Below are 20,943 nucleotides of genomic sequence, written 5' to 3'. Positions count from 1 at the left end.
AATGGTTCGGTATGACTGCATTCTGCCTTGTCGTTTCGTGCCGGGCGGATGTTCCTCGATAGACTTGAGGAAAGCTTGCCGGTTGCTGCTTTTCGGCCTCCGGGAGCGCTCCGGTCCCGGGAGTCCGCTTGGTTCAGCCTGCCGGTTTCGTGCCGCCGAGGCCGATGTGCGCCTGCGCCGCCAGGATGAGGGCCTTCAGCTCGGCTTCGTCGACCAGCCCGGCTGCGTCCTCGACGGAGAACCAGGAGCGCCGGCGCTGGCGCTTCTCCGGCCAACGCTGGAGTTCCGCCAGGACGTCGAGGGGGAACACATCGACCCGGCACAGCACGGATGTGCCGCGCCGCCGGCGCTTGCGGTAATGATAGGAGCCGAGGGCGGCGGCGTCGGCCTGCCCGATCAGCCCGGCTTCCTCATAAGCTTCACGCGCCGCTGCTTCGCGGGCCGTCTTGCCGCGCATCGGCCAGCCCTTTGGGAGGACCCAGCGGCCGGTATCGCGCGAGGTGATCAGCATGACATCGAGGCTTCCCGTCTGCGAGAGGCGATGGGGGAGCGCGGCATACTGGATGCGGATGGGTTCTCCGGGCCCTTGGCCGTCATTGTCGGCATAGGTCGCCTCGTGAGCGATCTTCCGTCCGAAAACGGTGCGATCGGCAATCCGCACGTCCTTGTCCTCCTGGGTTCGAAAAAATCCGCTGGTCGGTTGAATGGGGAAGCCGCCGCCGGCCGTGTCTCCGGCGGCGGGAGGTGTCAGGTGCTTACGCCGGTCCTGCTGTCAGGCGCGCGCCTTGTCGGGACCGGCGGTCTGCTCCGCCGTCAGGCGCAGGAGCTCGCTCGCTTCCTCGGGAGTGGCGACGTCGCGCAAGCCCTGAAGCAGGCGCGGCTCGCGCAGCATCTTGCAGAACTTGGAAAGCGTGCCCAGAAAGTCGTCCATCGCCTCGGCCGGCCAGATCACGGCAAGCACGAGGTCGACAGGGTCGCCATCGGCCGCGCCGAAATCGACCGATTGCTCCAGGCGCATCAGAGCGATCCTCGGCGCGGCCAGCGTGTTCGAGCGCGCATGCGGCAGCGCGACGCCGCGGCCCAGGCCGGTCGAGCCGAGCTGCTCACGCGCCAGGAGCGCCTGGAGCACCGCCTTGCGGCAAGCATCCTCGCCCGGGCAGAGCAGCTCCGATGCCGCCTCGATGGCGGCTTGCTTGTTCGCGGCGGACAGGTCGAGCGCGATGTCTTCTGCCCGGAGGAATGTTGCGATGTTCACTGCCGTTTCCATGGGGGCGACCCTCGCCCGTGAAGGGCGGACTATACGCATTCTCGCCGAAAAAGGCGCTGCGTGCTCGGATTGCTGTCGAAAAGCCTGACCGCCGGGCGAGGCCGTGATATTCGCCTCAGGGCTGGGCGCTTGCGGGACGATGTGTCGTCCCATGGATATCGTATAGCCGAAAATTGATCATGGCGCGTTATGATTAGTATGGTTGACTGGGAAGTCAAGCGTGGTGCTACATTTCGCCGAATTCGCGGATTTTCCTAAGGCCCGGGCGCACGCTGTCGGGAAGACATGAGCTTGTCGGGTGGTGGTCAGATCGGGCCACCTGAGCCGGTCCGTGATGCTTTCATCGGCAATGGAGCGTCTTCACGCAGCATTACGGATAAAGGGCGCGGTAGCGCCGGCTGCGCCGCGCTTCCGCCCGGCCGGTGCGGCGTCGTGGCCCGGACTGCGACGCCCTGTCGTGTTGGGAGAAACAATCATCTTTGATATATATTAAATGCCCTTGACGATTCCGGCCTGCCTGTGCGGCATTGTTGTCGGACCGGCGCGGATCGGGTTCGTGGACTCGATGTCGCAGATTGCATCGACATGCGTGTAGCGAGCCGAAGGACGATCGCCGATGATCTCCCAGTTGACGATTCCGGAAAGACGGCTGGCGCTCACCATACTGGTCGCGCTGGCGCTGGGCGGCCTCCTTCTCACCATTGCCGGTCAGGGCGACCCGATCGGTGTGCACGGCCTGATGTTCCTGATCGCCGGGGCCGGGGGCGCCTTCCTGGTCATAGCCGGCTATCTAGCGCCTGAACCGGGGCCCGAGCGGCTGCAGCATTATTATGACGAGCCGACCAAGTTCGGGATCATCATGGCGATGATCTGGGCCGTGATCGGCCTGTTCGTCGGCGACTGGGTCGCCTGGCTCCTGGTCTATCCCGAGCTGACCTTCGATGCCGGCTGGGCGAGCTTCGGCCGCATCCGGCCGATCCACACCACCGGCGTGATCTTCGGATTCGGCGGCAATGCGCTGATCGCGACCTCATTCTACGTGGTGCAACGGACTTCGCGGGCGCGCCTGCCTGACCAGCTAAGCCCCTGGTTCGTGCTGCTGGGCTATAATCTCTTCTGCCTGATCGCCGTCAGCGGCTACATGATGGGCATCACCCAGTCGAAGGAATATGCCGAGCCGGAATGGTATGCCGATATCTGGCTGGTGATCGTCTGGGTCACCTATTTCATCCTCTATGTCAGGACGCTCGCCCGCCGCAAGGAGCCGCATATCTACGTCTCCAACTGGTATTACATGGCGTTCATCCTGGTCGTGGCGATCCTCCATATCGTCAACAACCTCGCCATGCCGATCTCGCTCGGCCAGGCGAAGAGCTATTCCGCCTTCTCCGGCGTCCAGGATGCGATGACGCAATGGTGGTACGGCCACAACGCCGTCGCCTTCTTCCTGACGGCCGGCTTCCTCGGCATGATGTATTACTATCTGCCGAAGCGCGCCGACCGGCCGATCTACTCCTACCGGATGTCGATCATCAGCTTCTGGGGCATTACCTTCTTCTACATGTGGGCGGGTTCGCACCATCTGCACTACACAGCGCTGCCGCAATGGGTGCAGAGTCTGGGCGTGACCTTCTCGGTGATGTTGCTCGTCCCGTCCTGGGCTTCGGCGGGTAATGCGCTGCTGACCCTGAACGGCGCCTGGGACCGGGTGCGCGACGACGCGACCTTGCGTTTCATGATGGTCGCCGCCGTGTTCTACGGCCTCTCGACCTTCGAAGGCTCGTTCATGGCGATCCGCCAGGTCAACGCGCTCTCGCACTACACCGACTGGACGGTCGGCCACGTCCATGCCGGCGCGCTCGGCTGGGTCGCGATGATCACCTTCGGCGCGATCTACGCCACCGTGCCCTGGCTCTGGAAGCGCAAGGCGATGTATTCGGCCGGGCTGGTCGAGGTGCATTTCTGGCTCGCCCTCGCCGGCACCGTCATCTACGTCTTCTCGATGTGGAATTCCGGCATCATCCAGGGGTTGATGTGGCGGACCTATAATGAAAGCGGCACGCTGGCCTATTCCTTCCTCGATTCGCTCGTGGCGATGCGGCCCTATTACATCGCCCGCGCGATCGGCGGCCTGCTCTTCCTGATCGGCGCGCTCGTCGGCTGCTATAATATCTGGATGACGATCCGGGCGGCCCATCTGCATGATCCGGCCGCGGACAGTTCGGTGCCGGTTCCGGCCCCGGCCCTTCAGCCCGGGGAGTGAGGCGATGTTTGGTCTGCACTATCGTCTCGAACGCAAGACGCTCGGCTTCGTGCTGGCGGTGATCGGCGTCGCCAGCATTGGCGGCCTCGTCGAGATCGCGCCGCTCTTCACCATCAACCAGACGGTCGAGGACGCGCCCGACATGCGCGTCTACACGCCGCTGGAGGTGGCCGGCCGCAACATCTACATCCGCGAGGGCTGCTATGCCTGCCATTCGCAGATGATCCGGACCCTGCGCGACGAGGTCGAGCGCTACGGGCCCTATTCGCTCGCCGTCGAGTCCAAATACGACCATCCGATGCTCTGGGGCTCGAAGCGCACCGGACCGGACCTCGCCCGCAATGGCGGCAAGTATTCGGACGCCTGGCATGTCGCGCATCTCAACAATCCGCGCGATGTGGTCCCCGTCTCGATCATGCCGGCCTATTCATGGTTCCTGCGCACGCCGCTGCGGACCGACGATCTCGGCAAGCATCTGCGTTCGCTGCGCGCCGTCGGCGTGCCCTATACCGACGAGATGATCGCCAACGCCCCGGCCGACGCCTATGGCCAGGCCGCGCCGGACTCGCCTTTCGCCGAGGGCGTGACCAAGCGCTATGGCGAGGCGACCACGGTGCGTGCCTTCGATGGCAAGCCCAATGAGCTCACCGAGATGGACGCGATGGTCGCCTATCTCCAGATCCTCGGTCGCCTGACCGACGCAGCCCACAAGCCGGCCGTCGCGATGGAAGCCGAACCGGCAGCGGCCAAGTCGGCGGAAGCCAGGCCCTCAGGAGGCAAGCCATGAGCCTCGCCCATGAAACGACCGTCTGGTTCTCGAAATCCTACGGGTTGTTCTACCTGATCGGTCTCTCGATCGCCGTCCTGGTCTACACCTATTGGCCGTCGAACAAGCAGCATTTCGACAAGGCCGCCGATTCCATCCTGCGCGACGAGGACCGGCCATGGCGGTAGAGGAACGCGATCCTCACAGCGGCTTCATGACCACCGGTCATGAATGGAGCGGCATCAAGGAGCTGAACACGCCGGTCCCCCGGGCCGTGTACTTCTTCCTGATTGCGACCTTCGTCTTTTCGCTCGGCTATTGGCTCTTGATGCCGACCTGGCCGACCGGCGCAAGCTTCACCAAGGGCCTGCTCGGCGCCGATGATCGCAAGAGCATCGCGCGCTCGCTGGAGCAGGCCGAGCAGGCGCGCGCCTGGAGCAAGAAGATCGAGAGCGCCGACTTCGCCGCGATCCAGGCCGATCCGGCCCTGATGACGATCGTGCGCCAGAGCGGGCGCACCCTGTTCGGCGACAATTGCGCCGTCTGCCACGGCATCGACGCCAAGGGCAGCAAGGGCTTCCCCGATCTTACGGCCGCCTCGACCCTCTGGGGTGGCACGCCCGAGGCGCTGATGGAGACGATCCGGGTCGGGATCAATTCCGGTCATGGCGAGAGCCGCAGCGCCCAGATGCTCGCCTTCGGCCGCGACGGCATGATTCCGCGCGCCGATGTCGAGAACGTCACCGCCTTCGTCCAGTCGCTATCGGCGGCGCCGGGCAGCATCGACAAGGCCAGGGTCGAGGCCGGCAAGGCGATCTATGCCGTCAACTGTGCCGCCTGCCATGGCGATGAGGGCAAGGGCAATGCCGAGCTCGGCGCACCGGACCTGACCGACAAGGCCTGGATCTATGGCGGCGACACGCAGTCGATCTTCAACTCGGTCTGGCATGGCCGGCAGGGCCAGATGCCGGCCTGGGAGAACCGGCTGTCGCCGGTCGATCGCAAGATCCTGGCGCTCTACCTCGCCGACCTCAGGAAACCGAGGCCATGAGCGAGATCGCGACCAGCCAGCGGGTCCGGCGCGGCAGGCTCGCCATCGGCCTGGCGATTGGCGGCGGCCTGCTGCTGCTCGCCGGCGCCAACTGGCATCTCGTCCATGTCGCGATCTCGTCCCAGCCCGATTGCGTGCCCCATCTCCGGCAGGGCGAAGGCGAGGTCCGGCCGGGCGCCTACAGCGCCGCCCGCTCGGCCTGTCAGTCGAGGTGAGCGCAATGACGCCTGGAGCATTTTCGAGCGAAGTCGGCATCAGCCCGCAACGAGGCGAACCATGATCATCCCGGCAGTCGTCCCTCCGCTCCCGCGCGAGAACAAATGGAGCCGCGGCCTGCCGGCCTCTGCCGCCCTGGATTGGCTGCGGGCCGGCTGGCAGGACATCGTCGACAACCCGGTGCCGAGCTTGAGCTACGGGCTCCTGGTCTTCCTGGTCTCGCTCGCCGTCGTCGCCTGCTTCTTTTCCTTCGGCTGGGACTACATCCTGTTCCCGGCCCTGGCCGGGTTCATGGTCGTCGGCCCGCTCTTCGCCATCGGGCTCTATGAGAAGAGCCGCCGCCATGCGAAGGGCGAGCGCATCGGCCTCGGCCGCATGCTCTTCGTCAAGCCGGCCTCGGGCGGGCAGGTGCTGTTCACCGGTGTCCTGCTCTGCCTGCTGATGCTGCTCTGGATGCGGGCGGCGGTGCTGATCTATGCGCTGTTCTTCGGCCTGCGTCCGTTCCCCGGGCTCGACCATATCGCCGCGATGCTGTTCACGACACCGATCGGGCTCGCCATGCTGCTGGTCGGAGGCGCTGTGGGTGGCCTGTTCGCCGCCTTTTCCTTCGCGATCAGCGTCTTTTCCGTCCCGATGCAGCTCGACAAACGGGTCGACGCGCTGACGGCTATGGGCAAGAGCACCGCGCTGGTCTGGAACAATCTGCCGGTGATGCTGGCCTGGGGTGCGCTGGTGCTCGGCCTGTTCCTGCTCAGCCTGGCTACGGGCCTGCTCGGCCTGATCGTCGTGTTCCCGCTTCTGGGGCATGGCACCTGGTACGCCTATCGCGCCATCGCCACCGAGGCTGACGCGAGCTGACGGGATGGGGCGCGCCGCCTTTCGGCGGCCGGCCTGCCGTTTCGGAGTCGATGATGAGTTGCTGTGCGCCCGGCGCCGACAGCCCGACGGTGGATCACCGGCTGACCGCCGACGAGATCATGCTGGCCAGCCGCGAGGTCGGCGGCGGGGCGCGCCAGACCGATCTTTCCGTCCCCGGCATCCATTGCGGCGGCTGCATCGCCACGATCGAAAAGGCGCTTTCGGCGCTGCCGGGCGTCGAGCGGGCCAGGGTCAACCTCTCGACCAAGCGGGTCGCGATCCGCTGGCGCGGCGAGGTGCCGCCGGCCCTCGCCGAGACGCTGGCCGCCGTGGGCTATGACGCGCATCTCGCCGATTTCGCCGAGTCCGGCACGGATGCGGCGCTCTCCGAGCTGATCCGATCGCTCGCGGTCGCCGGCTTCGCCGCCAGCAACATCATGCTGCTCTCGGTCTCCGTCTGGTCCGGCGCCGAGCCGGCGACGCGCGACCTGTTCCACTGGATCTCGGCGCTGATCGCCCTGCCGGCGCTGGCCTATTCCGGCCGCGTCTTCTTCCGCTCCGCCTGGGGCGCCCTGCGCAAGGGCCGCACCAATATGGACGTGCCGATCTCGATCGGCGTCTCGCTCGCCTTCGCGCTCAGCCTCTATGAGACGGTGCATGGTGGCCCGCACGCCTATTTCGATGCCGCGATCTCGCTGCTCTTCTTCCTGCTGATCGGCCGCACGCTGGACCATGTCATGCGCGAGCGGGCTCGCACCGCGGTCAAGGGGCTCGCCCGGCTCGCGGCCCGCGGCGCCCTCGTCATCGGCGCGGACGGCAGCGGGACCTATCTGCCGGTCGCCGAGATCGAGCCCGGCATGACGATCCTGCTCGCCGCCGGCGAGCGTGTGCCGGTCGATGCCCGCGTGCTCGAAGGTGCTTCCGAACTCGACTGCTCGCTGGTTTCGGGCGAGAGCCTGCCGCAGCCCGCAAGAGTTGGACAGGCGCTGCAGGCCGGCACGCTCAATCTGACGCGCCCACTGACGATCACTGCGACCGCGGCGGCGCGCGATTCCTTCCTGGCCGAGATGATGCGAATGATGGAGGCGGCCGAGGAGGGGCGCTCGCTTTATCGGCGCATCGCCGATCGGGCGGCGCGGCTCTATGCGCCGGTGATCCATCTCACCGCCTTCCTGACCTTCCTCGGCTGGATGGCGGCGACCGGAGACGCCCATCGCGCAATCACTGTCGCCATCGCCGTGCTGATCGTCACCTGCCCCTGCGCGCTCGGCCTGGCCGTGCCGATGGTCCAGATCATGGCGGCGCGGCGGTTGTTCGAGAAAGGCATCATGGTCCGCGATGGTGCGGCTATGGAGCGCCTCGCCGAGATCGACCATGTCGTCTTCGACAAGACGGGCACGCTGACCGAGGGCAATCCGCGCCTGCTCGATGCGCAGGCCCACGACTCTAACATCCTGGCAATGGCGGCAGCGCTTGCTGCCCATTCCCGTCATCCCTATTCGCGCGCTCTGATCGCTGCAGCGGCCGGGCTCGGGCGCCCTGCCGATGGCATCGTCTTCTCCGAGGTTGCCGAGCAGCCGGGGGCTGGGCTCGAGGCGCAGGCCGGCGGCTCGCTCTATCGCCTCGGGCGGCCGGAATGGGCGCTCGGCTCCGCCGCCGCGCCGGAGGCTGTGGCGAGCGAAGCTCGCGTCGTGCTCAGCCGGGATGGAAAGGCACTGGCGAGCTTCGACTTCGACGACCGGCTCAGGGCCGATGCGCGCGAGGCGATAGCGGCGCTCTCGACCGCCGGGCTTGCGGTCGAGATCCTCTCCGGCGATCGCGAGGAGCCGGTGCGTCGGCTCGCTGCCGCCCTCGGTCTGCCGCATGGTGCAAGGGTCTCGCCCGGCGGCAAGCTGGCCCATATCGAGGCCGCCGCAGCCAGCGGGCACAAGGTGCTGATGGTCGGCGACGGGCTCAACGATGCGCCGGCGCTGGCCCGCGCCCATGCTTCGATGGCGCCGGCGACGGCGGCCGATATTGGCCGCAACGCCGCCGATTTCGTCTTCCTGCGCGAGAGCCTGCTCGCCGTGCCGCAGGCGCTCGCCGTGGCGCGCGAGGCGGGCAGGCTGGTGCGGCAGAACCTCTTCCTCGCGGTCGCCTATAATGCGATCGCGATTCCGATCGCGGTGCTCGGCTATGTCACGCCGCTGGTCGCGGCGGTGACGATGTCGCTGTCCTCGCTGCTGGTGATCGGAAACGCACTGCGCTTGGGACGGCACGCCGCCAGCGGGCTCGCCAAAGCGCCGCTGGCGCGGAAGCCGGCAGGAGCCCCCGCCATGGCCTTGCGATGATGGATTTCTTCTACCTGATCCCGATCGCCATCGCGCTCGGTGTCGTCGGGCTCGGTGCCTTCATGTGGTCGCTGCGCAGCGGTCAATACGAGGATCTGGACGGTGCGGCGGCACGGATCCTGCTCGAGGACGAGGCACTTCCACCGGCGGAAACGGTCTCCGGCGAGGGCAGCGCTGCGGATGGCGCTGCGCCGGAGACGGATTCTATCTCAGGCCCGCGCCGGCCCGAAGCGCCTCCTCGGCCTCGTTGAGGCGCAGGGCCAGCGGCATGGCCGCGGCGGCGGTGGTCGCAGGTTCGAGGGCGCGCAGGACGAGCGCGCCGACATGCTCGGAAAGTTCCGACAGGCTCGCGGCCGCGTGAAAGGGCAGGACCTCCAAGGTCGCTTCCATGAAGACCTCGCAGGCGTCCCGGACATGCTGCGGCTGCAGAGCCGGGAAGCTCTGATGCAGCGCGACGATGCCGCCGCCGTGGTCGCCGGTCTGTTCGAGCAGCGCGCCCAGGAAGTGAGCGAAATCCCGCTCGAACTCTTCCCAGCGATTGCCGATGACTATGTCGAGCCCGTTGCGAAGCCCGGCATGACGGCGCAGGCGCTCGCTCAGCGACTGGACGATCTCGTGCAGGATCTCGTCATCGACGAAGATCGACGGGTCCAGCACCAGCGCCGCCATGCCGCGTATCCTCTGCCTGCGAGTGGTCCTGACACCGCGAGTGGCAAATAAGATTTATTTATAATAGATCTTATTTGTCGTGGCTACCGCGTCTCTCGATTGGTCGGCACGGCTGCTATTCGCCTGAGGGAGCGATCCGGTTTGGTCAGGACGCGGCTTGTGCGGCCCGCCGCCGCGCCGGCTTGGCCGCCATGGGCTGCGCCGGTGCCGCGAGGCCGAAATCCTCGGGCTTCAGCACGAGGTCGGCCAGCGTATAGCGATCCAGCGTCGTGACGAAGGCGGCGAGCGCCTCGCCGAGCACGCCACGCAGCCGGCAGCGTGGCGTCACGAGACAGCGATTATCCGCGCCGAAACATTCGACCAGGGCGAAGTCCGGCTCGGTCACACGCAGCACTGCCCCTATGCCGATCTCGCCGGGTGGCCTCGCCAGCGTCAGGCCGCCGGTGCGCCCGCGGATCGATTTGAGGAAGCCGGCATGCACCAGAAGATTCGCGACCTTCATCAGATGCGCGCGGGAAATCCCATAGACGGCGGCGGTTTCCTCGATCGTCACCAGCGTCCCGTCCCGGGTCGCCGCATACATCAGGACGCGCAGGGAATAGTCGGAAAAATTTGTCAGGCGCATTGCGGCTTCCGGCGTTGTCGCGGGCGGCACTCGGATCTCGGCGGAAGATGTAGCGCTGTGGCATCTTTCGCAACCGCCTTGCGACACTCCGCCCGCTGGCCGCTGGGGCCCAACAGCGCGCGGTCAGGCTCGCCGGCCTCGCATTCTAGGCCGTCGCGGGCACGCCGGCCCGGGCTGGCAGGTGCAGCGCCTTGTCTCCGATGTTGAGCCCGATCTGCAGGCTGTCAGCGACGCGACGCGCCCGCCCGGTGAAGAGCGCGGCGGCAGGGCCGGCGCAATGCGTGTTGACGACCCTCTCGAACAGCGCGAGCCAGCGCTCGAAATGCTCCGTCCGCAATCCGAGGCCGAAATGCGCGGTGTGCGGCTTGCCGGCATAGCGCCCGCTCATCAGCGTCAGCGAGGACCAGAAATCGACCAGGGTTGCGAGATGCGCGTCCCAGCCATCACCGATGCGCTCCTCGAAGATCGGGCCGAGCATCGCGTCCTGCCTGACGAGGCCGTAGAAATCGTGCACGACCCGTTCGATCAGAGCCTCGGAGACTTGCTGCGGCAGGGGCGGGGCCAAGAAGGGGTCTCTTTTAAGATTCATTTGAGATGATGCTTATAGCTGTTTGGGGGCCGTCTGTAAATCCTATGGGCGCTTAGCCGGCCGGACCCGGCAGTTGCGACCTTGCGTCGAGGTGACAGCGGCGGCGTGCAACAATATACAGTCAATCATCCGTATTGCCTTACCCGTCATCCGAACCCGATGCGAAGCCGATGGTCGACTGGACGCCGGATCTGACGCGCAGTGACAAGCCGCGCTATCTCGCCATTGCCGAGGCGATCGCCGAGGATATCGGCAATGGCCGGCTTGCCGCCGGCGATCGCCTCCCGCCCCAGCGCCAGCTGGCGGCGCGTCTTGCGATGGATTTCACCACCGTGGCGCGTGGCTATGTCGAAGCCCAGCGCCGCGGCCTGGTGGCCTCGCGCGTCGGCCAGGGCACCTTCGTCAAGGCACCTGCCCAGGCACGCCGGGCGGTGCCGGAGCTGGTCGATCTCTCGATGAACCTGCCGCCGGAGCCCGAGGATCCGGCCCTGATCGCCCGGATGCGCGCAGCACTGGTCGAGGTCGGGGGCGATCTGGTCTCGCTGCTGCGCTATCAGGGTTTTGGCGGTTCGCGGTCCGACAAGGCGGCCGCCGCCCTCTGGCTCGCTCGGCGCGGACTCACCCCTGGGTTCGAGCGTCTGTTCGTCGTGCCGGGCGCCCATTCGGCCTTGCTCGGCATCCTCAATGTGGTGGCGCGGCCGGGCGATGTCGTGCTCACGGAAGCGCTGACCTATCCCGGAATCCGGGCGATCGCGGCCCAGCTCGGAATCCGCTTGCTCGGCCTCGCCATGGACGGCGACGGCATCGTGCCCGCCGCCTTCGCCGAAGCCTGCGAGAAATTCCGGGCGAAGGCGCTCTGTCTCAACCCTGTCCTGCACAATCCGACGACGCTGACGGTGCCGCAGGCACGCCGTGTCGAACTTGTTGCGATCGCCCGCCAGCATGGCGTCGCGATCATCGAGGACGATGCCTATGGCTTCGTTCCGGCCGCGCCGCCGCCGCCTTTCGCCGCGCTGGCGCCGGAACTGAGCTGGCATGTCGCGGGCCTGTCGAAATGCATCGGCGCGGGCTTGCGCATCGCCTATGTCGTGGCGCCCGATGCGCGCTCAGGCTGGCCCTTCGCAGCGGCCCTGCGCGCTGCCAGCGTCATGGCCTCGCCGCTGACGGCGGCGATCGCGACGCGCTGGGTCGAGGACGGTACCGCCGATGCGATCCTGCGCTTCGTCCGGACCGAAGCCAGCGCCCGCCAGCGGCTCGCCGCGCAGATCCTGGCTCCGGGCAGCTATCGGGCCGATCCGCTGAGCTTCAATCTCTGGCTTGAACTGCCCGCGCCCTGGACCCGCTCGGCCTTCGCCGGCCATATGCAGGCGACCGGGATCGGCATCGCCGCCAGCGACGTCTTCGCCGCCGACGGTCATCCGCCGGAGGCGGTGCGGATCTGTCTGGGCGGGCCGCAAAGTCGCGGCGCCATCCGCAGCGCCCTGGAATTCATGGCGCATGCCCTGGAGAAACCGCCGGAGCTGAGCACGAGTGTGTTGTGAGCGCTGAGGCATAGGGTCGCAATCCTGGCTGATGACAGGATTGAGTGCATACAATGATCGCAATGACTGCTATGAAGCGCTCATGACCGATCAGGACGACCGGAACGCCCCGGAGGCGAAGATGACATCCCGCGTTTGGCCCAAATTATCACCATACAAGACCGGCATGCGTGGGCGCTGCCCGCGCTGCGGCGAGGGCAAGCTGTTCGACGGCTTCCTGACGCTGAAGCCGCGCTGCGAGGCCTGCGGGCTGGACTACAGCTTCGCCGACCCGGCTGACGGACCGGCCTTCTTCGTCATGATGTTCGTCTGCATCCCGGCGCTGTCCTTCGCGCTCTGGCTCGAGCTCGCCTATGAGCCCCCCGGCTGGGTCCACCTGATCACGACACTGCCGATCGTCCTTTTGACCTGCATCCCGCCACTGCGGCCGCTGAAGGGCTGGCTCGTCGCCTCGCAATTCTTCTTCAAGGCCGAGGAGGGCCGGCTGGCCAAGCCGCGTCCCGCCAAGGCGCCTGCGCCCGAGACGGCACCGCACTAAAATCCGGGCGGCGCCTGCCTCATTTCCGCAGCGAGGCGATGATCTCGAGCGCGCGCTGCACGTCGTCGGCGCTGACGTCGAGATGGGTGATCATCCGGACCAGGCTCGGCCCGAAAGCGCCCGCGCCGAGCCCTTTTGTCTTGGCTGCCGTCACGAAATCGACCGCGCTGTAGCCGGCGCCGGCGACATCGAAGAAGACGATATTGGTCTCGATCCGGTCGTCGGCGAGCCGGATTCCCGGCAATTGCGCCAGCCCGGCCGCGAGCGCCCTGGCATTGGCGTGGTCCTCCGCCAGCCGTGCGACGTGATGGTCGAGGGCATGGAGCCCGGCGGCGGCGAGGAAGCCGGCTTGCCGCATCGCCCCGCCGAGCCGCTGCTTCAGGCGCCAGGCCTCCCGGATGAAGTCGCGCGGTCCGGCGAGGACGGCGCCGACCGGACCGCCGAGGCCCTTGGTCAGGTCGACCCAGGCGGAATCGAAGGTCTCGGCATAGTCGCGCGCACCGACGCCGGAGGCGACGACCGCGTTGAAGAGCCTCGCGCCGTCGAGATGGGTGGCGAGACCGCCGGTCCTCGCTGCCGCCGTGACCTGCCGCATGGTTTCGAGCGGCCAGATCGAGCCGCCGCCGAAATTCGAGGTCTGCTCGACGCAGAGCAGCCGCGGGCGCGGCCTGTAGCGGCTTTCGGGCTGGATTGCGCCGGTGACATCGGCGGCGCTGAAAATACCGCGCTTGCCGGGAAGTCCCCTGAGCATCACACCGGCCAGTGCGGCCGGGCCGCCGCCTTCCGAATTGATGATGTGGCTGGACTGGTCGCAGATCACCTCGTCGCCCGGCCGGCAATGCACGGCGAGCGCGATCTGGTTGCACATCGTGCCGGAGGGCAGCAGTACCGCATCCTCCTGCCCGAGCATGTCGGCGACGCGCTCGCAGAGCCGGGTCACAGTCGGGTCCTCACCTTTCTGTTCGTCGCCGACCTCGGCCGCCATCATCGCCGCGCGCATCGCCGGCGTCGGCCTGGTCTTGGTGTCGCTGAAGAAGTCGAGAAAGGCATCGGGCATGGCTTGGGTCTCTGTCGGGGGGCAGGGCGCACGGGCGGCGGCGGCTCGCCACGGCCGCCCGAGCCTCGATATGGCCGAAGGGATCAGCGCCGGTTCAGCAGGATCATCTTCTCCTGCGTCATGTCGCGCATGGTGTAGGGGATGCCGCCGGTGCCGTAGCCGGATTCGCGCCGTCCGGCGAAGGGCATCCAGTCGGTGCGGAAGGTGGTGGGGTCGTTGATCATCACCGCCGAGGCGTCGAGCCGCTCGGCGGCATGCAGGGCGATGTCGATGTCCTGCGCGAAGATGCTGGCCTGGAAAGCGACCGGCAGGCCGTTCGCCCGGGCGATGGCGTCGTCCAGTTTCGCATAGGGATAGATGCTGACCACCGGCCCGAAGATCTCGAGCTGCGAAACCTTCGCGTCGATGGCGGGGTCGAGCAGCACGGTCGGCTCCAGCGTCGTCTCCGACAGCCGCTTGCCGCCGGTCGCGAGCTTCGCGCCGCCCTTGACGGCTTCCTCGATCCAGGCGGCGACGCGGTCGGCCTCACGCGGCTGGATCAATGGGCCGACTTCGGTGTCCTTCAGCACGGGGTCGCCGGTGCGCAGCGCCTCGACGCGTGCGACCAGCCGCTCGCTGAAAGCATCGACGATCTCGCGATGGACGAAGATGCGCTGCGTCGACACGCAGACCTGTCCGGCATGGTAATAGCCGCCCTTCACCAGCGGCTCGATGATCTTGTCGAGATCGGCGCTGCGGTCGACGATCGCCGGCGCCGCGCCGCCATGCTCCAGCGCCGAGCGAGCGCCATGCGCCAGCTTCGCATGCAGATACCAGCCGACCTTGGCCGAGCCGATGAAGCTGAGGAAGGCGATGCGCCTGTCGGTGGCGAGCCTTTCCGCCAGCTCCGTGCTTTCCGGAATGAAGCTCTGGCACCAGGCTTCCGGCAGCCCGGCCTCGTGCACCAAAGCGACGAAGTCGCGGCAGCTGAGCGGCGTGGTTCCCGCCGGCTTGACGATCACCGGACAGCCGGTCGCGATCGCCGGGACGACCTGGTGGACGATCAGGTTGAGCGGGTGGTTGAAGGCCGAGATCGCCGCGACGATGCCGATCGGCTCCTTGGTGGTGAAGGCCCAGCGATTGGCCGCGGCAGGCGACAGCCCCATCGGGATTTCCCGGCCGGCGAAGTTGCGCAGCTCCTCGACGGCGTTGTGGATGCCGTCGATGGCGCGGGTCGTCTCGACGATGGCGTCAGTGAGCGGCTTGCCGCCTTCACGCGCGATCTGGCGGGCGAAATGCTCGCGCTTGCCCTCCAGCAGGCCGGCGAGCCGCCGCAGGATCGCCATTCGCTCATGCGGCTTCAGCCAGCCATCGCGATCTCGAAACACTTTTTCTGCAGCCTGGAGCTTGGCCTCGAGCGCCGCCGCATCGTCGGTGGCGATCTCCTCGATGGGTGCGCGATCATAGGCTTGAACAACCTGCAGCATGGCATGTCCCTTCCTTCCAACCAGGACCCTCATCCTGAGGAGCCGCGATAGCGGCGTTTCGAAGGGGAGGTCCAGAGAGCACTGGAGCATCCTTCGAGACGCCATTTCAGGTGAATTGGCTCCTCAGGATGAAGGCTGGAGATGTGGGCCTTCTCCGGTTCAAGCTAGCTCGACATCCGGCGAACGGTTGCGCAGCTCCTCGACCAGGACGCGCGTATTTTCCGAATAGTCGATCGGAACCTCGACGAGATGGACGCCGCCGCTGGCGAAGGCCGCCTCCAGTGTCGGCACGAGGTCTTCGACCGTTTCGACGCGCGAGCCCTTGGCGCCATAGGCCTGCGCATAGCGGACGAAATCCGGGTTGCCGAAGCTCATCCCATAATCCGGGAAGCCGTCGACCGCCTGCTTCCAGCGGATCATGCCATAGGCGCTGTCGTTCAGGATCACCACGACGAGGTTTAGGCCGAGCCTAACGGCAGTCTCCATCTCCTGCGAGTTCATCATGAAGCCGCCATCGCCACAGACTGCCATCACCCGGCGGCCGGGATTGAGCATCGCCGCCATCATCGCCGAGGGCAGGCCGGCGCCCATCGTCGCCAGCGCATTGTCGAGCAGCAGTGTATTCGCGACATGGGTCCGGTAGTTCCGCGCGAACCAGATCTTGTACATGCCATTGTCGAGGCAGACGATGCCGTCCTCCGGCATCACCTTGCGGACGTCGTGAACGATGCGCTGCGGCGTCGGCGGGAAACGGTCCTCCTCTGCGCGGTCGTTGATCCGTGCCAGGATCTTCTGGCGTAGCTCCAGCAGATGCGTATCGGCCTCGAGCTTGCCGCCCAGCCTGTCGGCGAGGGCGGTAACGGTCGCGCCGATATCGCCGATGACCTCGGCATCGGGATGATAGACCTGCTCGACCGTGGCCGACTGGTAGCCGATATGGATCACTTTCGAGCCGCCGGCGCTCTTCATCAGGAAGGGTGGCTTCTCGACCGTGTCATGGCCGATCGCGATGATCAGGTCGGCCTGCTCGACGGCGCGGTGGACATAGTCGCCCTCCGAGAGGGCCGCCGTGCCGATATAGAGATTGGAGCCGCCGGTCACGGCGCCCTTGCCCATCTGGGTGTTGAAGAAGGGCAGGCGGGCGCGGCGCACGAAGGCCGAGAGCGCCTCGACCAGGCGCGGGCGGTTGCCGGCGGCGCCGATCATCACGAGCGGGCGCCTGGCGGCGAGGATCAGCGCCGCGGCGCGGTCGAGCGCCGCAGGATCGGCCACCGGTCGTTCCAGCGGGTGCACCGGGATCAGCGGGATGTCTTCGATTTCTTCGGAGGCGATGTCCTCGGGCAGTTCGAGATGCACCGGCCCGGGCCGCTCCTCCATCGCGACGCGGAAGGCATCGCGCACCGCGGAGGGAATGCTCGCGGCACTGACGATTTGCCGGGTCATCTTGGTCAGCGGCTTCATCGAGGCGACGACATCGACGATCTGGAAGCGGGCCTGTTTGGCGGTCATGATCGCCTTCTGGCCGGTGATCAGGATCATCGGCATGGCCCCGAGATGGGCATAGGCCGCACCGGTCGAGAAGTTCAGTGCGCCGGGGCCGAGCGTCGCGATGCAGACGCCGGGCTTTCCGGTCAGCCTGCCATGTGTCGCCGCCATGAAGGCGGCGGCCTGCTCATGGCGGGTCAGCACCAATTCGATTTTCGAGGTCCGCAAGGATTCGACGACGTCGAGATTCTCCTCGCCCGGCACGCCGAAAATGCGGTCGACGCCCTCGTTTTCGAGCGCCGCAACCAGAAGATCCGATCCCTTCTTCATCGTCCGTCGCCTTTCCGCCTAGCCTCGTCATCGGGAGGCTAGGCGCTTGCCGGACACAGGGGAAGCATGCTTTCGGCTTGGTGTGCCGTCCGTTTTCCGGTTGGCGGTCACGGTGCCGTCGCTGCGAAAAGAACCTGGGGAGCACACATGCCTGCCGTGATAGCAGAGGCTGTCTGGGAGCACGTTGTGCCGGCGGCGCGGAAGGGCTTGGAGCCGAACGATTTCATGGCCGGCGACGTGACGGCCGGGCGCCATAATCGGGGCTCGTGAGAGGTACTCCGTTCGAGGGAGGCTAGAGGACAAAAATGGGGGGTAACGAGAAAAGAGCCTCACTGCTTGCGGGGCGAGCTGGATAGTGTCGACTATGAAGTTTTTTACAAAAAAATATCAATTCATTATAGCATGCAAAGGATCAATATTAATTTAAATGCCATTTTAGAGATGATCATATCTTTGCTAAATTTGATATATTATTCATTGTTCTTCAATTTTGTTTGTTATAATTTAATAGAATTGTGCGGCTCGTGTTTCATATTGAAATAACAGGGAATGATTAAAGGTTAATATTTTAATCAAAATTTCGTGTTCTGGCTAGGGATAGCTTGTCACGCCCCCTCCAGATGAGTATCTTGATGTAGTTATATAGTAGGGTAGATGGCTATCAATACTGCCGGAGACTAAAATGCTATAGATAAGGGGGCTTGTTATGAGTGGAGTGAGTACAGCATTTATCGATCGGTGCGCTCTCTTTTCAGAGGGTGTTCGCGAGATACTCGGAAATCGTGGTTTTGATATCGTAGCTTCAGCTAGTGATTTCGACGATTTTACGAATAAATGCCGAGATCTGAGAAGTTTGTCTCTAATTATTATATGCGTAAATGATGATATCGATTTGATGGAAAAAAGTATTCTAAGTTTTCGAAATTTGTTTTCGGATTCGAAGATCGTCATATTGTCGGATGATTACGATACGAGGCAGGTTCAGCTTGCTTTCAAACTATCTGTTTCAGCTTATCTTCTGAAGCGGATTAATTTCGTTACACTTGTGAAGTCTCTTGAGCTGGTCATGCTTGGCGAGAGCCTGTTTCCTGCGGATGTCCTGAAGGAGATCGGCAAGGAGCATGGCGTCGACATTCACGTCGAGAAGGAAGTCATTGCCTATTCGCCGCCGCCCTCCAATTCGGGCCGCGGCCTGTCCGCGCGAGAGATGCAGATCCTCAAATGCCTGATCCAGGGCGATTCCAACAAGGTCATAGCCCGGCGTCTGCAGATCGGCGAAGCGACGGTGAAGGTCCATATCAAGGCGATCTTGCGCAAGATCCGGGTCCAGAACCGGACTCAGGCAGCGATCTGGGCGGTCAGCCATCTGGAACCGGCGCCGGCCGCCGATCTCAGCGGCATCGGGTATGGCAGCGAGACGATCATCGCCGCGGCGTCTTGAGGCTCGTTCTCGAGCCGCGATGTGAGGCCTATCCGGCCAGGTAGAGCTTGCGAAGTTCCGCGACGATCGGCGTCCAGTCTCCGATTTCGGTCGCCATCGCATGTGCTTCCAGCATCATGTTCCGCCAGCCCTCCTCGGAGGACAGCGCCGCCTTGTGAAAAGCTTCCGCGACCGCGTCTGCCGTCAGATCGCGCATGACGAGGCCGGCATTGGCGCTCGCCACCTGTTCTGCGAGCCCGGTTTCCTGCGAAACCACCAGTGGAAGCCCCGCGAGTGCGGCCTCCAGCGCCGCGATCGGCACGCCGTCGAAGCGCGAAGGCTGTACGAAGAAGTGCCAGCCCGACATCTTCCTGTGCTTCTCCTCGCCGAAGCATGGGCCCTGGATATCGATCGCATCGGTGATGCCGAGCGTGGCGGCCATCGCGGCCAGAATGTCTCGCGCCGGCCCGGTGCCGATCAGAACCAGGCGCCCGCCGCCGCCCTGCCTGCGATAAATCGCGAAACCTTCGACCAGGAGATCGAGGCCCTTGTGCACGATCTCGTAGCGGCCGCAGAAACCGAAGATCGGGAACTCCGCAAAGCTGACATGACGGCTGGGACGCCGCGGAACGCCGTCGAAGACGCTGGAATAGGCCGCGTTCGGGACGATCTGGACATTTGCATCGGGGGCGAGCCGGCTGATGATGCGCGCCTCGGCGACGGAGACCGCCTGGACGAAACGCGCCAGCTCCAGCGCCCGGCACTCGAAGAGGCGCAGATAGGCCGCGGTTCGCCAGCTCGCGACACGGCCTCGCGGGGCGAAGACATGCGAATACCGGCCATGCACGGTGACGCCGAAGGGGAGACCGCGCCGGGTGAGCGCCCGTGCCAGCGACAGCAGCAGCAATTGTCGGGCGGTGTGGATATGGAACACCGTGTTCGGCCCGGCTCCCGCCGTCATCGCCGCGATGATCGGTTCGGCGAGATCGTAGACCCTTCCGGCCAGCTGCCTGCCGTCGAGCGGCAGGATCAGGGTCGGCAGGTCGACGGCCTCTCCGCTGCCATCCTGGTCATGGCTGCGCAGGAACAGGATCCTGGCATCGTCGCCGGCGGCGATCTGCTCGCGCGCCATCCTGCGGACGACATGGTGGACGCCGTTGGCGGCGGAAGGGTGCGGGCCGGCATCGTCGATCACGACATGGCGGATGTCGAGGCTGGTGCGCGGGGGCGCGGAGCGAACGGTCTCAGGCAGCAGAAGGTCGACCATGGGCAATCATCCTCGTCAGGAACCAGTGCGCGCTCAGCAGCCGGACCAGATTCGAGCCGCCGAGCGCGATGCAGGCGCCGATCAGCCCGTAGGGCTGCACCAGCGGCAGGAACAGCGCCGCGGCCGCCAGCGTGCCGGCGGCGCTGACGAGCAGGGCAAGCCGAGCGGCGTCGACGCCATGCATGAAGGAGCAGATCATGTCGGCGGAGTAGCCGAGCAGCCAGCTGATCGCGAGAATCCGGATCAGCAGGGCGAGCCCGAGATAGCTGGAATCCGCGCCATACAGCAGCAGGAGCACAAGGTCCGGTGCCGCGAGCAGCACCGCATAGCAGGGCAGCAAGGGTAATGTGCCGATCAGGGCATAGTCCCGCGCTGCCTTCCAGGCGGCCCGGTAGCCTTCGCGGGACTTGCGCGCCGCCGCCTGCGGGATGACGTTGCACAGGCCGAGCAGGATCGGGTTGGCCAGGTTCACGACATTGAGCGCCGCCTGGAAGGCCGCGGTCGCCGCGGCGCCGAACATCGCGGTCAGCCCCCAAAGCAGGATCTGGATCCGCAGAGCGCCGACGAAGTTGTTGGCGAGCGACCAGCGCCCGAGCGACCAGAACTCGCTGAAGGTCGGGCGCAGCGTCCCGGCGGCTGGCCGCTCGGCATGCACGAGGCGGGAGGAGACCAGGAGCGCCACGCCCGATGCGGCCGCCATGCAGAAGAAGACGCCTGGCAGCGTCAGCGTACCCCGTTGCAGCAGGATCAGCACGGCGAGCGGCGCGCCAAGATAGGCGATGCTGTCGCCGACGAGCGCGTCGCGATGGCGGAACTCGGCGAACAGGATGCGCCGCAGCGCTTCCTGCCCCTGCCAGACGGTGAGATGGAGCGCCACGGGCAAGGCGAGGTCGGACCGTGCCATGACGACGAGCCCAAGGGCGAGCAGCGTCGCCGCCGGCAGCAGGAGCAGCGGCAGCAAGGCAAGACTGCGCCCGGCGAGCGCCGGGCGCTCCTCCTCGGGCAGTCGCGCGATCCGGATCGACATCGGATAGAAGATCACCGAGCTGATCGAGAGCTGGATCATCAGCAGGATGCCGAAGATCAGCGCGAAGATGCCGTATTCGACCGGCGCCATATGGCGCGCCAGCACGATGTTGAGCAGGAAGGCGCCGAGGCTGACGACGCCCTGATCGATCAAGGTCCAGGAGGCATGGCGCAGCAAG

The 20,943-nt window shown here is 65.7% G+C and carries 21 protein-coding genes; 11 read left to right on the top strand and 10 right to left on the bottom strand.

From position 1 onward, the window contains the following. Nucleotides 1–133: 133 nt before the first annotated feature. Together J0J10_RS17050 and J0J10_RS17045 are read right to left on the bottom strand one after the other, a co-directional pair. Nucleotides 134–661: an NUDIX hydrolase gene (locus J0J10_RS17050; protein ID WP_291647668.1), complete on the bottom strand. Its 528-nt coding sequence runs from the start codon at nucleotides 659–661 to the stop codon at nucleotides 134–136. Nucleotides 662–772: 111 nt separating this feature from the next. Next, nucleotides 773–1,255 (bottom strand): PTS sugar transporter subunit IIA, encoded by a 483-nt coding sequence (locus J0J10_RS17045; protein WP_291647666.1) that lies wholly within the window; start codon nucleotides 1,253–1,255, stop codon nucleotides 773–775. Between the two features lie 628 nt (nucleotides 1,256–1,883). Here J0J10_RS17045 and ccoN point away from each other — a divergent pair. The 8 genes from ccoN (at nucleotide 1,884) to ccoS (ending at nucleotide 9,002) form a co-directional block, all read left to right on the top strand. Then, a complete protein-coding gene (gene ccoN / locus J0J10_RS17040) occupies nucleotides 1,884–3,530 on the top strand; it encodes a cytochrome-c oxidase, cbb3-type subunit I (RefSeq protein ID WP_291647664.1) in 1,647 nt (548 codons plus the stop codon). Between the two features lie 4 nt (nucleotides 3,531–3,534). Further along, nucleotides 3,535–4,317 (top strand): cytochrome-c oxidase, cbb3-type subunit II, encoded by a 783-nt coding sequence (gene ccoO / locus J0J10_RS17035; protein ID WP_291635170.1) that lies wholly within the window; start codon nucleotides 3,535–3,537, stop codon nucleotides 4,315–4,317. Beyond that, nucleotides 4,314–4,484: a cbb3-type cytochrome c oxidase subunit 3 gene (locus tag J0J10_RS17030; protein ID WP_291635172.1), complete on the top strand. Its 171-nt coding sequence runs from the start codon at nucleotides 4,314–4,316 to the stop codon at nucleotides 4,482–4,484. The genes ccoO and J0J10_RS17030 overlap by 4 nt, the downstream gene beginning before the upstream one ends. Then, complete coding sequence (ccoP, locus tag J0J10_RS17025; protein ID WP_291647662.1) at nucleotides 4,475–5,347, top strand: cytochrome-c oxidase, cbb3-type subunit III; 873 nt, start codon at nucleotides 4,475–4,477, stop codon at nucleotides 5,345–5,347. Before J0J10_RS17030 ends, ccoP begins: the two co-directional genes overlap by 10 nt. After that, nucleotides 5,344–5,562, top strand: coding sequence for a hypothetical protein (locus tag J0J10_RS17020; protein WP_291647660.1), 219 nt, complete (start codon nucleotides 5,344–5,346; stop codon nucleotides 5,560–5,562). Before ccoP ends, J0J10_RS17020 begins: the two co-directional genes overlap by 4 nt. Nucleotides 5,563–5,623: 61 nt before the next feature. Then, on the top strand, nucleotides 5,624–6,421 hold the full coding sequence (locus J0J10_RS17015) for a DUF2189 domain-containing protein (protein ID WP_291647658.1): 798 nt from the start codon (nucleotides 5,624–5,626) through the stop codon (nucleotides 6,419–6,421). 53 nt (nucleotides 6,422–6,474) lie between these two features. Further along, complete coding sequence (locus tag J0J10_RS17010; protein WP_291647656.1) at nucleotides 6,475–8,751, top strand: heavy metal translocating P-type ATPase; 2,277 nt, start codon at nucleotides 6,475–6,477, stop codon at nucleotides 8,749–8,751. Next, nucleotides 8,748–9,002: a cbb3-type cytochrome oxidase assembly protein CcoS gene (gene ccoS / locus J0J10_RS27030; RefSeq protein ID WP_366825677.1), complete on the top strand. Its 255-nt coding sequence runs from the start codon at nucleotides 8,748–8,750 to the stop codon at nucleotides 9,000–9,002. Before J0J10_RS17010 ends, ccoS begins: the two co-directional genes overlap by 4 nt. On the opposite strand, the gene J0J10_RS17000 is transcribed toward ccoS, so the two are convergent. The 3 genes from J0J10_RS17000 to J0J10_RS16990 all read right to left on the bottom strand — a co-directional run bounded on the left by J0J10_RS17000 (nucleotide 8,956) and on the right by J0J10_RS16990 (nucleotide 10,610). Then, nucleotides 8,956–9,420, bottom strand: coding sequence for a hypothetical protein (locus J0J10_RS17000; RefSeq protein ID WP_291647654.1), 465 nt, complete (start codon nucleotides 9,418–9,420; stop codon nucleotides 8,956–8,958). The two genes, ccoS and J0J10_RS17000, sit on opposite strands and share 47 nt — an antisense overlap. Nucleotides 9,421–9,565: 145 nt before the next feature. Further along, entirely contained in the window at nucleotides 9,566–10,045 is a 480-nt protein-coding gene (locus tag J0J10_RS16995) for an RrF2 family transcriptional regulator (protein ID WP_291647653.1), read from the bottom strand. A 145-nt stretch (nucleotides 10,046–10,190) separates the two neighbouring features. Continuing rightward, the gene (locus tag J0J10_RS16990) at nucleotides 10,191–10,610 is read right to left on the bottom strand and encodes a group III truncated hemoglobin (protein WP_291647652.1); all 420 of its coding nucleotides are present in this window, start codon (nucleotides 10,608–10,610) and stop codon (nucleotides 10,191–10,193) included. A gap of 194 nt (nucleotides 10,611–10,804) precedes the next feature. Here J0J10_RS16990 and J0J10_RS16985 point away from each other — a divergent pair, with 194 nt between their 5' ends. Both J0J10_RS16985 and J0J10_RS16980 read left to right on the top strand, forming a co-directional pair. Next, nucleotides 10,805–12,175, top strand: a complete 1,371-nt coding sequence (locus tag J0J10_RS16985) for an aminotransferase-like domain-containing protein (protein WP_291647651.1) — start codon at nucleotides 10,805–10,807, stop codon at nucleotides 12,173–12,175. A 121-nt stretch (nucleotides 12,176–12,296) separates the two neighbouring features. Continuing rightward, complete coding sequence (locus tag J0J10_RS16980) at nucleotides 12,297–12,713, top strand: DUF983 domain-containing protein (protein ID WP_291647650.1); 417 nt, start codon at nucleotides 12,297–12,299, stop codon at nucleotides 12,711–12,713. A 19-nt stretch (nucleotides 12,714–12,732) separates the two neighbouring features. Here the strand turns inward: J0J10_RS16980 and J0J10_RS16975 are convergent, their stop codons facing one another. The 3 genes from J0J10_RS16975 to J0J10_RS16965 form a co-directional block, all read right to left on the bottom strand. Further along, nucleotides 12,733–13,770 carry a threonine aldolase family protein gene (locus J0J10_RS16975; protein WP_291647647.1) on the bottom strand — a complete coding sequence of 346 codons (1,038 nt, stop codon included), beginning with the start codon at nucleotides 13,768–13,770 and terminating at the stop codon, nucleotides 12,733–12,735. A gap of 83 nt (nucleotides 13,771–13,853) precedes the next feature. Continuing rightward, nucleotides 13,854–15,236 carry an aldehyde dehydrogenase family protein gene (locus J0J10_RS16970; RefSeq protein WP_291647645.1) on the bottom strand — a complete coding sequence of 461 codons (1,383 nt, stop codon included), beginning with the start codon at nucleotides 15,234–15,236 and terminating at the stop codon, nucleotides 13,854–13,856. 159 nt (nucleotides 15,237–15,395) lie between these two features. After that, nucleotides 15,396–17,051 (bottom strand): acetolactate synthase large subunit, encoded by a 1,656-nt coding sequence (locus tag J0J10_RS16965; protein ID WP_291647643.1) that lies wholly within the window; start codon nucleotides 17,049–17,051, stop codon nucleotides 15,396–15,398. An 895-nt stretch (nucleotides 17,052–17,946) separates the two neighbouring features. On the opposite strand from J0J10_RS16965, the gene J0J10_RS16960 reads away from it, so the two are divergent. Beyond that, nucleotides 17,947–18,492 carry a LuxR C-terminal-related transcriptional regulator gene (locus tag J0J10_RS16960; protein ID WP_291647641.1) on the top strand — a complete coding sequence of 182 codons (546 nt, stop codon included), beginning with the start codon at nucleotides 17,947–17,949 and terminating at the stop codon, nucleotides 18,490–18,492. A 28-nt stretch (nucleotides 18,493–18,520) separates the two neighbouring features. On the opposite strand, the gene J0J10_RS16955 is transcribed toward J0J10_RS16960, so the two are convergent. Both J0J10_RS16955 and J0J10_RS16950 read right to left on the bottom strand, forming a co-directional pair. After that, on the bottom strand, nucleotides 18,521–19,738 hold the full coding sequence (locus J0J10_RS16955; protein WP_291647639.1) for a glycosyltransferase: 1,218 nt from the start codon (nucleotides 19,736–19,738) through the stop codon (nucleotides 18,521–18,523). Continuing rightward, nucleotides 19,716–20,942, bottom strand: a complete 1,227-nt coding sequence (locus J0J10_RS16950; protein WP_291647637.1) for an MATE family efflux transporter — start codon at nucleotides 20,940–20,942, stop codon at nucleotides 19,716–19,718. Before J0J10_RS16950 ends, J0J10_RS16955 begins: the two co-directional genes overlap by 23 nt. Nucleotide 20,943: the final 1 nt, after the last annotated feature.

It is taken from the genome of Allobosea sp., assembly GCF_017308075.1.
Classification (GTDB): Bacteria; Pseudomonadota; Alphaproteobacteria; order Rhizobiales; family Beijerinckiaceae; genus Allobosea.
The sequence above is the reverse complement of the archived record's forward strand: the minus strand, read 5'-3'. Positions and strand labels throughout refer to the sequence as shown.